Source organism: Magnetospirillum moscoviense (assembly GCF_001650635.1).
Classification (GTDB): Bacteria; Pseudomonadota; Alphaproteobacteria; order Rhodospirillales; family Magnetospirillaceae; genus Magnetospirillum; species Magnetospirillum moscoviense.
Genome location: NZ_LWQU01000001.1, coordinates 1 through 9,161 on the forward strand (window position 1 = coordinate 1; position 9,161 = coordinate 9,161).

At 64.3% G+C, this 9,161-nt stretch carries 14 protein-coding genes; 5 read left to right on the forward strand and 9 right to left on the reverse strand.

Features of this window, described 5'->3' with window-relative positions; translation table 11 throughout:
• Positions 1-72: 72 nt before the first annotated feature.
• Together A6A05_RS19775 and A6A05_RS00005 are read right to left on the reverse strand one after the other, a co-directional pair.
• Complete coding sequence (locus A6A05_RS19775) at positions 73-180, reverse strand: head decoration protein (protein ID WP_245644089.1); 108 nt, start codon at positions 178-180, stop codon at positions 73-75.
• 12 nt (positions 181-192) lie between these two features.
• Positions 193-1,398 (reverse strand): S49 family peptidase, encoded by a 1,206-nt coding sequence (locus tag A6A05_RS00005; protein WP_068496215.1) that lies wholly within the window; start codon positions 1,396-1,398, stop codon positions 193-195.
• A 92-nt stretch (positions 1,399-1,490) separates the two neighbouring features.
• On the opposite strand from A6A05_RS00005, the gene A6A05_RS00010 reads away from it, so the two are divergent.
• Complete coding sequence (locus A6A05_RS00010; RefSeq protein WP_068496217.1) at positions 1,491-1,751, forward strand: type II toxin-antitoxin system Phd/YefM family antitoxin; 261 nt, start codon at positions 1,491-1,493, stop codon at positions 1,749-1,751.
• Positions 1,751-2,176, forward strand: a complete 426-nt coding sequence (locus tag A6A05_RS00015; protein WP_068496219.1) for a type II toxin-antitoxin system VapC family toxin — start codon at positions 1,751-1,753, stop codon at positions 2,174-2,176. Before A6A05_RS00010 ends, A6A05_RS00015 begins: the two co-directional genes overlap by 1 nt.
• On the opposite strand, the gene A6A05_RS00020 is transcribed toward A6A05_RS00015, so the two are convergent.
• The 3 genes from A6A05_RS00020 to A6A05_RS00030 form a co-directional block, all read right to left on the reverse strand.
• Positions 2,145-2,591 carry a hypothetical protein gene (locus tag A6A05_RS00020; protein ID WP_425411928.1) on the reverse strand — a complete coding sequence of 149 codons (447 nt, stop codon included), beginning with the start codon at positions 2,589-2,591 and terminating at the stop codon, positions 2,145-2,147. The genes A6A05_RS00015 and A6A05_RS00020 overlap by 32 nt on opposite strands.
• A complete protein-coding gene (locus A6A05_RS00025) occupies positions 2,585-3,844 on the reverse strand; it encodes an MCP four helix bundle domain-containing protein (RefSeq protein ID WP_172822151.1) in 1,260 nt (419 codons plus the stop codon). The genes A6A05_RS00020 and A6A05_RS00025 overlap by 7 nt, the downstream gene beginning before the upstream one ends.
• A gap of 108 nt (positions 3,845-3,952) precedes the next feature.
• Complete coding sequence (locus tag A6A05_RS00030) at positions 3,953-4,216, reverse strand: DUF2312 domain-containing protein (protein ID WP_068496223.1); 264 nt, start codon at positions 4,214-4,216, stop codon at positions 3,953-3,955.
• 228 nt (positions 4,217-4,444) lie between these two features.
• Here A6A05_RS00030 and A6A05_RS00035 point away from each other — a divergent pair, with 228 nt between their 5' ends.
• The gene (locus tag A6A05_RS00035) at positions 4,445-4,822 is read left to right on the forward strand and encodes a response regulator (protein WP_068496231.1); all 378 of its coding nucleotides are present in this window, start codon (positions 4,445-4,447) and stop codon (positions 4,820-4,822) included.
• Between the two features lie 69 nt (positions 4,823-4,891).
• Here A6A05_RS00035 and A6A05_RS20470 read toward each other — a convergent pair whose 3' ends face one another.
• Both A6A05_RS20470 and A6A05_RS00040 read right to left on the reverse strand, forming a co-directional pair.
• The gene (locus A6A05_RS20470; RefSeq protein ID WP_156520809.1) at positions 4,892-5,041 is read right to left on the reverse strand and encodes a hypothetical protein; all 150 of its coding nucleotides are present in this window, start codon (positions 5,039-5,041) and stop codon (positions 4,892-4,894) included.
• 257 nt (positions 5,042-5,298) lie between these two features.
• Positions 5,299-6,087, reverse strand: coding sequence for an N-formylglutamate amidohydrolase (locus A6A05_RS00040; RefSeq protein ID WP_068496225.1), 789 nt, complete (start codon positions 6,085-6,087; stop codon positions 5,299-5,301).
• Between the two features lie 154 nt (positions 6,088-6,241).
• On the opposite strand from A6A05_RS00040, the gene ykgO reads away from it, so the two are divergent.
• A complete protein-coding gene (gene ykgO / locus A6A05_RS00045; RefSeq protein ID WP_008614494.1) occupies positions 6,242-6,367 on the forward strand; it encodes a type B 50S ribosomal protein L36 in 126 nt (41 codons plus the stop codon).
• Positions 6,368-6,478: 111 nt separating this feature from the next.
• Complete coding sequence (locus A6A05_RS20475; RefSeq protein WP_068496228.1) at positions 6,479-7,051, forward strand: tetratricopeptide repeat protein; 573 nt, start codon at positions 6,479-6,481, stop codon at positions 7,049-7,051.
• Here A6A05_RS20475 and A6A05_RS00055 read toward each other — a convergent pair.
• Entirely contained in the window at positions 7,048-7,845 is a 798-nt protein-coding gene (locus tag A6A05_RS00055; RefSeq protein ID WP_245644091.1) for a lysozyme family protein, read from the reverse strand. The two genes, A6A05_RS20475 and A6A05_RS00055, sit on opposite strands and share 4 nt — an antisense overlap.
• A 412-nt stretch (positions 7,846-8,257) precedes the next feature.
• The coding region (locus tag A6A05_RS00060; RefSeq protein WP_156520810.1) for a DUF3987 domain-containing protein at positions 8,258-9,161 on the reverse strand (904 nt) is incomplete at its 5' end.

Genomic DNA, 9,161 nt, shown 5'->3' on the forward strand with positions numbered 1-9,161 from the left:
AGGGGGGCATGATGGATGAGTCATTCCATCTTGAATCACGCTCACGCCCGCCTGTCCAGGCTATGTTAACGCCTATGAGGCGATGCCCGCCTTCATCGTCACGGTCTCGCGGCAATAGCCGGGATGGCATTCGAACTTGAGGAGGTCGCCCAGGGTGGGCGCCATGGTCAGCACGGACATGGGTGATCTCCGTTACTTGCGGGCGGCGGCTTCGCGGGCACGCCGGACGATGGGGCTTTCGGTTTCGGCCTTGGGCGCGGCACCCGCCGGAGCGGCGGCGACCACGTCGGTGGCGTCGGAACGCTCGGCCAGTTGATCCAAAACCGTGCGGCGCAGGGCCTCGGGGCGGATGCCCTTGGCCATGACCTCGGCGGGATCGATGGCCACACCCAGGCGGGCGGCCTGGGCAGCAATGGCGCTGATCTCGGAATATTCGGCGCGCAGGCGCTGCTCCAGATCGGCAGTGGGAACTTGCGGCTGCGGCACGGCAGCCAGAACGGGGACATCCCCCTGGGGTTCGGACATCGGGCTTTCCTTTCGGGCGGCAATGGGACGGGACACGGTGAGACGGGCCAGACTGGCGCCGAGATCGGCCAGGGCAACGCGCAGGGTGCCGACTTTGTCGGCCAGACCGGCGGCCACGGCCTGGTCGCCGCGATAAACGGCGGCCTCGGTGGAACGAATGGCCTCGGGGGCTTTCCTACGGCACTTGGCCACCAGATCGACGAACCGACCAAAAAGCGCATCCACGTCGGCCTGGAGAGCAACGCGGGCAGAATCGGACAGTGGCTGGTGGGGATTGCCGTCCACCTTGCAGGCCCCGGCATGGACAAAGGTCCACGCCAGCCCTGCCTGGGCGTCGGCCCCGGATTCGTCGCGGTGGACGGCCACCACGCCGATGGAGCCGACCTCCCCGGTCTGGGTGACGTAGAGGCGGTCGGCGGTGCAGGCGATAGCATAGGCCGCCGACAGGGCGGCTTCGTCGGCCACTGCCCAGATTGGCTTGCCACACTGCGCGCGGATGGCCTGGATGTGGTCGACCAGATCGAACAGACCGCCCACCTCGCCGCCTGAGGAATCCACGTCCAGCAGGATGGCGTGGATGCCAGGATCGGTGGCCGCTGCCTCGATGGCATCGGCGATGTCGGAATAGGCGGTCAGGCCGCTGGCCGCGCCGAGATAGCCGGAGCGGGCTACCAGGGTGCCGATCACCGGCACGATGGCGATGCCGTCGGGCGTCACCTCGACCGTAGCGGCCGGAACAGCTTCACCGTCGAAGGACAGTGCCTGCCCGGCCAACCGGGGGCCGAGCGCCGTCAGGATCACGTCCAGCTTGGCGCGCGCGATCAGCAACGGCGTTCCGTACAGACGGGCCGCGAGATGGGGAAGGTCGTGCATGATCACCCTATTTTCGGAAAGGGGGGACGTCCTTGACAGCGACGCTCTCAAGCCTTATTTTCTGGACATAATTTCTAGCCAGAAGGTGCGCGATGCCGCAGCCAACGTGGTCCGTCCAGGATGCAAAGAACCATTTCAGCGAGGTTGTGGATGCGGCCAGACTTGGCGAGCCGCAGACCGTGACCAAGCATGGCAAGCCGACAGTCGTCGTGCTGTCGGCTGACGATTATGCCCGTCTGCGCCAGTTGGAACATGCGACGGCCCCATCCTTTGCCGCGCACCTCCTGTCCATGCCCTCGGATGGCGGTGAATTCGACCGCCTCGAAGGCCGGATGCGGGATGTGGGTTTCTGATGTTTCTGCTCGACACCGTCGTACTGTCCGAACTGCGCAAGCAGCCTGGACAGCGCAATCGTAATCTCGTCGCGTGGATCGGTGCGATTCCGTCTCAGGACATGTACATCAGCGTCGTGACCATCGGTGAGATTGAGCGAGGAATAGAGCGGCAAAGGGGTGCCAACCCTCCGTTTGCCAATGAACTTGCCGTCTGGCTGGACATGATTCTCAGGATCTACGATGGGAGAATACTTCCGGTAACCGTGGCTGTGGCCCGCCGATGGGGGCGGCTGTCGCAACGGATCGGCAACAAGGGGCTTGATCTCGCCATCGCTGCTACCGCGCTTGAGCATGGTCTGACCGTGGCGACACGTAACGTGTCGGATTTTTCCCCAACCGGCACCCTTGTCTTTAATCCGTTTGATCCTCCACCGCCGCATTGAAGTCCGGTGAGCCCACAACCGGCGCCTCCCCCCCAAACACCAGCCCCAGCCGCTGTTCCCGTTCCCGGTCCGCAGCGATTTCCGCGTCCACCTGCTCGGCGTCGAAGCCGCGTTCGGCCAGCGCCTGCGTCCTGCTTTTCAGGCCGGCGCCGATTTGCTCGATCTCGGCCTTGGTGTCCTTCAGCGGATCGACCCAGTCCCATTTCGGCGGCAGCCAGGAACAGGCGATGAAGGTGGCCCGCTGGCGTTCGTAACCGGGGATGTCGAGCGCCCCCGACAGCACGGCCACGTCCATCCAGCGTTGCCACACCACCCGGCACATCTGGTGGACCATCACCGAGTGCTGCCATGCCTCGACCCGGCGACGGAACTCCAGCAGCGCCATGCGCGAGTTGGAGTAGTTGGCTTTCAGCATGTCATTGCAGAGGTAGGCGTAGGGCACCCCGGTGGCGGCGGAGAGGCGCGCCTGTGGGAGATCGATGAGAACCTGATGCGCCCGGCCGAGTCCGACAATTCGCCGACGATGGCGTCGCTGGCCTGGGTCTCGTCGACCGCTTCGACCGAGATCTGCGAGGATTCCTGAACCTGGCGACGGATTTCGGCGATCGAGGCCGACAATTGCTCGGACGCCGCCGCCACCCGCTCGACATTGTCCGAGGCGTCACGGGCGGCACCGTCCACCGACGACGCCTCGGCCCGCGCGCTGCCGGCGGTCAGCGACAGGGCGCGCGCCGATTGTTCGAGAATGGCGCTGCCCGAGGTGACGGAATCGAGCGCCGCTCGCAACGCTTCCTCGAATTCGTCGGCCATGCGCAGCCGGGCCTCGCGCCGTTCGCTGCTGGCCCGCTGGGCCGCTTCCGCCTGCTGGGCGCGCAACGCCTCGCGCTCGACCGCGTTGTCCTTGAAGGTCGCCACCGCCCGGGCGATGTCGCCGATTTCGTCGGGGCGGGACGTGCCGGTCACCTCGACCGCGATGTCGCCGGCGGCCAACCGGCTCATGGTGGCGATGGCGTCGCGGATCGGTCCGGTGATCGAGCGCACGATCAGCCACGACACCAGGGCCAGCACCCCGATGCCGCCCAGGATCGCCACCGCCGAACCGGTACGCGCCGCGTCCCACACCGCCATCGAATGCTGGAACTCACCTTCGGCGACGCTGATCTGCACGTCGTTCAGCTGGCGCAAGATGGCGGCGGCCTGACGATAGGTGGCGCCGTCGCCCTGTTCCAGGTTCTCGCGGGCGGAAAAGCCGTCGCCGGCGGCGGCGGCCTTCAAGGTCTCGCCCCAGGCCTCGCGGTAGGCGGCCAGAGCCGCCTCGAATTCCTTGCCCAGTTTCTGCTCGTCGGCCTCGTGCGGGCGGCGGGTGAACTCGGCCCATAAGGCGTCGATCTCGCCGTCGGCGGTCTTGATCTCGGCCCCCAGACGTTCGAGCGTCAGGCGACTTTCACTTTGGACGATGAACACCGTGTTGGAGCGAACGCGGTGGATGCCGTCGAGGATGCGCCCCAACTGCCCCATCGACACGACACGCTCGCGGTACAAATCCTCGGCGCTTCCAGCCAATTGGTGGCCGCCCGACAGGCCGACCGCCCCGACGACAAGCAAAAGTACCGCCGCCACGGCCAGCAATAGTGCCAGCCGCGCACCCAATCCGATCCGGTGCAACATCTTCGCCTCCACGACGCACATCTTGACGTGTGCGTATGACGGCGGTTTAGCGCTTTGCCCCGATCAGGAACAATTGCGGAAATCCACAAGCGGCGCCGCAAGCGGGGATTACACCTCGCCCAGGGCGGCGAGATAGAGCTCGAGCAATTGCTCTTCTTCTTCCCGCTCCTGGCGGTCCTTCTTGCGCAGGCTGACGATCTTGCGCAGGATCTTGACGTCGAAGCCTTGCGACTTGGCCTGGCCGTAGACGTCCTTGATGTCGTCGGCCAGATGCTTCTTCTCTTCCTCCAGGCGCTCGATCCGCTCGACGAACTGGCGCAGGGCCTCGGCGGCAATTCCTCCGATCTGGGTGCTGTTCTGTTCGTCGCTCATGCTTGTCCCCTGGGGCGTTCGAAACCAAGGTCAGGACCATAGTGCGCCGGCCGTCCGGCATCAAGCCCCCAGGAGCCGCTCCTACACCCAGGGACGGCGACCACCGTCCTAAAGTAGCAGGAATCTACTTTAAACCGTTCCAATGTGCGGCAATCCGATTCCTTCGCGCCATGGTGATGTGCACAGAAGGCGGCGATGATGCCAGGACGGAATCCGAAGGACGCCACCATGAACAGCCCGCTTCCCATCCTGGTCGTTGATGACAGCCCGATCACCCGGCGCCTTTTAACGGACATGTTGTCCAATCTTGGCCCCTACGAGGTCGCCGAGGCCAAGGACGGCCAGGAGGCGCTGGACTTCATGCGCTCGCGTCCGACCGGCATGGTGATCTCGGACCTGCATATGGGGCCGATCGACGGGGTGCAATTGCTGAACGCCGTCCGGGCCGAGGCCGATCTGGCCCACCTGCCCTTCGTGCTGATGAGCGGCGATCAGACGCCGCAGGCGATCAGTTCGGCCATCAAGGCCGGCGTCACCGCCATCCTGGCCAAGCCGTTCGACCGCCACCAACTGGCCCAGCAGGTGCGCCACGCTTTGTGCGCCTGAGCGCCCCGGAGAAATGAAAACGGCCCCGCCGGCTTTCGCCGGGCGGGGCCGTTCTTATTCAGCGGCGCCTTACTTGACGAACAAGATCGCGGCGACACCGACAAGTGTGGTGAAGGCGACGCCGACGCCCATCAGATAGGCGATTCCGACGGCGAGTTCCTTCCAACGGCCCGTCGAGATCGGCTCGACCGGCATGGTATTCATGGTGGTGGTGGTCATGAGGCATCCCCTCTTGTCATCATCCGACCGCCCGGTGTGGTGATTCCGATGTTCGCATTTTGATGCGAACATCGGAATCACCACACCACTCACAAGTTTAGTGGCCTGCTCATCCCCGCCATTCGCGATGCGAATTTCTGGGGCAGGACACTAGCGTCTGCCGAACGCGCACGGTCGTCTCGGCGCACAACATAAGCGCATGCTTATATCAATTCAACACTCGTCCGCAGGGCTCACGCCCGCCCGCCCCGGGTAGGTCAGAACAATTCGACCCGACGCAGCCCCGGGTCGGCCAGGACCGGAGCCAGCACGCCGGCCAGACGTTCGGCCCAGACTTGGCAGGCATTGTCGTCGGCCAGCAGATCCTGACGGATCTCGAACGACACATGCGGAAGGCCGGCGGCTCCGGCATGGGTGTCCAGCGTGTAGTTGATCTCGCGCCCCGAATAAGGCTGGTTGTCGCCCACCAACAGGGCCGGGTCGCCGGTCAGGGCGGCCAGAACCGGATCGGCCATGCGACGATCGCGATTGGACAACACGCCGACATGCCACGGGCGCGCCACGCCGTGCATCGCCGGTGTGAAGCTGTGAATGGAGATCATCGCCGGCACCCGGCCCCGGCGGAACTGGCGGGCCAGTTCGTCGCCGATCTCTCGGTGATAGGGCCAGAACCACTGGTCGGCGCGGGAATGGGCCTCGGCCTCGGCCAGGTCCTGGTTGCCGGGCACCGGCACACCGCAGGTCGAGGCGGGAATCGACGACGGGTCGCCGGGCTGGCGATTGCAGTCGATCACCAGGCGGCTGACCCCGGCCAGGATCGCCGGACAGCCCAGATTCCGGGCCAGCGCCTGGCTGACCTGGGCGGCGCCGATATCCCAGGCGACATGGGCGAGCCGACCGGCCGCCGAAAGGCCAAGATCGGCCAGGCGCGCCGGAATCACCGCCGAGGCATGGTCGCAAACCACCACGATGTCGGCATGGGATTGGCCGTCGATACGGACGAAGGGCGACGGATTGTCGGGGCCCGGGGGGAGGAAACGCAGCATGGCCGGGACTATACCAAGCGAATGGTTAAAAGAGAATCCAACGACGTGTTGACAGCCGCCCGCGCTTTCCGTATTTTCCGGCCTCCGGTCGCGCACCCCGGCATTTTCGTGCATTGGGAAGCCGCTTAAGTTTCGTAGTTCAAGGATTTGCATCATGAAGATTCGCAACTCGCTGAAGTCGGCCAAGCTGCGCGACAAGAATTGCCGCATCGTCCGCCGCAAGGGGCGCGTGTACGTCATCAACAAGACCAACCCGCGTTTCAAGGCCCGCCAGGGCTGATCCGGCTTCCAGCCAGGATCTTGAAAGGACAGGCCGCGCCGGGCAACCGGGCGCGGCTTTCTTTTTGCCCCATCCCTTGGCGGTGCGTTTCAGGCTTCCCACGTCTGAAGCATGAGCCGTTTCTTTGCCTCGCTCGCGCTGGGGCTGTTCCTGCTCTTGAGCGCCTCTTGCAGCCCCACGGCCCCGCCGCCGCGTCCGGAGCCGGTGGTCGGCCTCGACCGATTGTTCGAACGGCTGCGCAGCACCGATAACCCAGCCGAGGCCCAGGCCATCGAAGCGGCCATTCGGCATCTGTGGGCGAAAACCGGGCCGCAGGTGGCCAATACCTTGATGGCCCACGCCATGGATGCCGCCCACCAGGGCCAGCATCGCATCGCCCTGGCCCTGCTGGACCGGGTGGTGATGCTGGCGCCGTCCTTCCCCGAGGGATGGGCGATGCGGGCGTCCTTGCATTTCCTGAGCGACAACCCGATGGCCGCCGTGGCCGATCTGGCCCACACCCTGGCCCTCGAGCCTCGGCATTTCGCCGCCCTGGCCAGCCTGGGATACATCATGGTGGAAATGAACGAACCGAAAGCGGCCCTGCAGGCGTTTGAACTGTCGCTGGCCGTCAACCCGCACCAGCCGGACCTGATGGATCAAGCCAAACGGCTGCTCCGTCTGACCGGCGGCCGCCTGATCTAGTAGCCGTCCACCGCCAACCCACGCGAGCGCCGCACCTCGACCATGCGGGCGCGCCGCAACTGGTATTCCGACAGCCGGGCCTGGCGGTAGGCGTCGGCGATGCGGCGAGATTCGTCCTGATTGGCGGCCTGATGGTCGCGGAACGCCTTGCGCATCTCATCGACCCGCGGCGAGGTCGACGGGACCGGCTTGCCGTTGGGGCCGGGCTTGATCGGGTTGATGGCCGGAGCCATCGGCGGCTGAACCGCCGAGGCGTTCCACACCTTCATCAGCCGCTCGCGGTAGGCGGCGGCCAGCGACGGGGTCTGGGAATGGTAATAGGACGCCGCCGTCACCCAATGGCCGGTCGCGCCGAACAACCCCTTCAGGAAGCGGGCGGCATAGCCGACATTGGCGGCGGGGTCGAAGGCGTCTTCCAGCGAGGCGAAGGCGGTCGGGTGGTACATCAGGTTGACCTGCATGCAGCCGACATCGATGTTCTTGACGCCGCGCGCCTTCAGACGCTTCACCTCGGCGACCGCCTCGGCCTTGGTGGGGAAATACTTGCCCTGTCCCTCGGACGTTACCGTCCACGGCCAGGCAAGAGTTGCCTTGGCCTCGCGGTCATAGCGGCCGGATTCCACCACCGAGATGGAATCGAGCAGCCGGGCGGGAATGCCGTATTGGCGTTCGGACCTGGCGGTTTCTTCGGCGCACAGCGAGTCCGAAGGTAGCGACGGAGCGGCCTCGGCCCGGCCGGCCCACGCCAGCGCGGCCATCGCCACCATCACCACCCAAAGCCCGCGCCCGTTCATCGCCATTTTCCGTCAAAGCCCGCAACACCCGCATTAATGCATGAACCGTGCCATAAAAGTCGCCCGACTTCCACATGCCTGACCTGCGCGCCCCAAAAGGCAAGCATTTCTGCCATTTTTGCGATTCTGCCAAAAGAACGGGCTGTTTCGCACTTGCACATCGGTCCATTTCGCCTTAGTTATTGCACTGCAGCAAACGGATGGTCATCGACCTTCCCCTTGCTGCCTTTCTTGGACGTTTCCTCCCTAAACTTGAGCCCCGGCTTCGTGCCGGGGCCTTTTTTATGTATTTTCATTGTATTAGCACGAAATCATGCTCGAGCTTCAAAATGCAAAATGTGAACGGAAAATGTGATCTGCCTATGTGACCGGCAGAGGCTATCGCTGATATGATCTTAACAAAAGCGCCTGCTTACAGGCAGGCCCGTCTTCCCTCGCCTGCGTTATCGTTGACGGCACCGGGCCTCTTCATCAACTCCATAATGAACCGCGCCGCATTTGCGTTCTTGATGCCCCGCACGCCCGAAATCAATTCCCGCGTCGTCGGCTTGCGGCCCAGCTTCGCTTGTAAGGCTTCGGCCTTGACCACCACCGCTTCCAATTCGGTGAGATTGTAGCGGTCCAGCAATCGTGCGGCATCGGCCAGATGCATGGCGCTGACGCGCATGGCCCAACCCACGTCTTCTGCGTCCAGCACCGCCGTCGCCTTGCCCAGAAGCACATGGTAGACTAAGGCGTATTTAAAACTCCGCCACAGCACCCTGCGGAAGAACGACGCAGGGACATCGGCGTGGCGACGGTAATGGTTTCGGAAGGCTTCAGAGAAGGCGCGTTCCGCCGTTTCGTCGATGTCGTAGACCTGATGCAGGGGAAGGCTTTCCAGTTTGGCCCAAGCTTCACGCAACGGGGCCAGATTGGTTTCCTTCTCCACCCGGTAGATGGGGAACATGTCCGGCGTGCGGTCTGAATCCGCGTCGGCGATGATGAAGCCGAAGCGCTGCATAAAGCCGTCCAGCATACTTTCGGCGGTGACATTGTCGAGAAAGGTCTGCTCCACCGTGGTGCCCAGCACAACCAATGCCGGGTCGATGATTTCCACCACCTCGGTCTTGGTGCGCCGTCCGATGGGTTTGTTGTCGTGCAGGCGAAGCAGGTAGTCGCGCAATTCCTCGGCGTAAGTCTGGCCGTCCATGCGTTTGAGCAACTGCGCCCATTCGTCCTGAAACCAGGCCGCATGGTTGTCCGCTACGGCTTGAGCGGCGGGATCGAGAACATCGACCTGACCGACGACAAGGGGGCGGAGCATTTGACGCGGT

Bases quoted from the DNA above. Each gene is read 5' to 3' on its own strand.
- A6A05_RS00005 (WP_068496215.1), bottom strand. From the start codon at position 1,398: ATGCACGACCTTCCCCATCTCGCGGCCCGTCTGTACGGAACGCCGTTG.
- A6A05_RS00010 (WP_068496217.1), top strand. From the start codon at position 1,491: ATGCCGCAGCCAACGTGGTCCGTCCAGGATGCAAAGAACCATTTCAGC.
- A6A05_RS00035 (WP_068496231.1), top strand. From the start codon at position 4,445: ATGAACAGCCCGCTTCCCATCCTGGTCGTTGATGACAGCCCGATCACC.
- A6A05_RS00020 (WP_425411928.1), bottom strand. From the start codon at position 2,591: ATGCTGAAAGCCAACTACTCCAACTCGCGCATGGCGCTGCTGGAGTTC.
- A6A05_RS20470 (WP_156520809.1), bottom strand. From the start codon at position 5,041: ATGACCACCACCACCATGAATACCATGCCGGTCGAGCCGATCTCGACG.
- ykgO (WP_008614494.1), top strand. From the start codon at position 6,242: ATGAAGATTCGCAACTCGCTGAAGTCGGCCAAGCTGCGCGACAAGAAT.
- A6A05_RS00055 (WP_245644091.1), bottom strand. From the start codon at position 7,845: ATGAACGGGCGCGGGCTTTGGGTGGTGATGGTGGCGATGGCCGCGCTG.
- A6A05_RS00030 (WP_068496223.1), bottom strand. From the start codon at position 4,216: ATGAGCGACGAACAGAACAGCACCCAGATCGGAGGAATTGCCGCCGAG.
- A6A05_RS20475 (WP_068496228.1), top strand. From the start codon at position 6,479: ATGAGCCGTTTCTTTGCCTCGCTCGCGCTGGGGCTGTTCCTGCTCTTG.
- A6A05_RS00015 (WP_068496219.1), top strand. From the start codon at position 1,751: ATGTTTCTGCTCGACACCGTCGTACTGTCCGAACTGCGCAAGCAGCCT.
- A6A05_RS00040 (WP_068496225.1), bottom strand. From the start codon at position 6,087: ATGCTGCGTTTCCTCCCCCCGGGCCCCGACAATCCGTCGCCCTTCGTC.
- A6A05_RS19775 (WP_245644089.1), bottom strand. From the start codon at position 180: ATGTCCGTGCTGACCATGGCGCCCACCCTGGGCGACCTCCTCAAGTTC.
- A6A05_RS00025 (WP_172822151.1), bottom strand. From the start codon at position 3,844: ATGTTGCACCGGATCGGATTGGGTGCGCGGCTGGCACTATTGCTGGCC.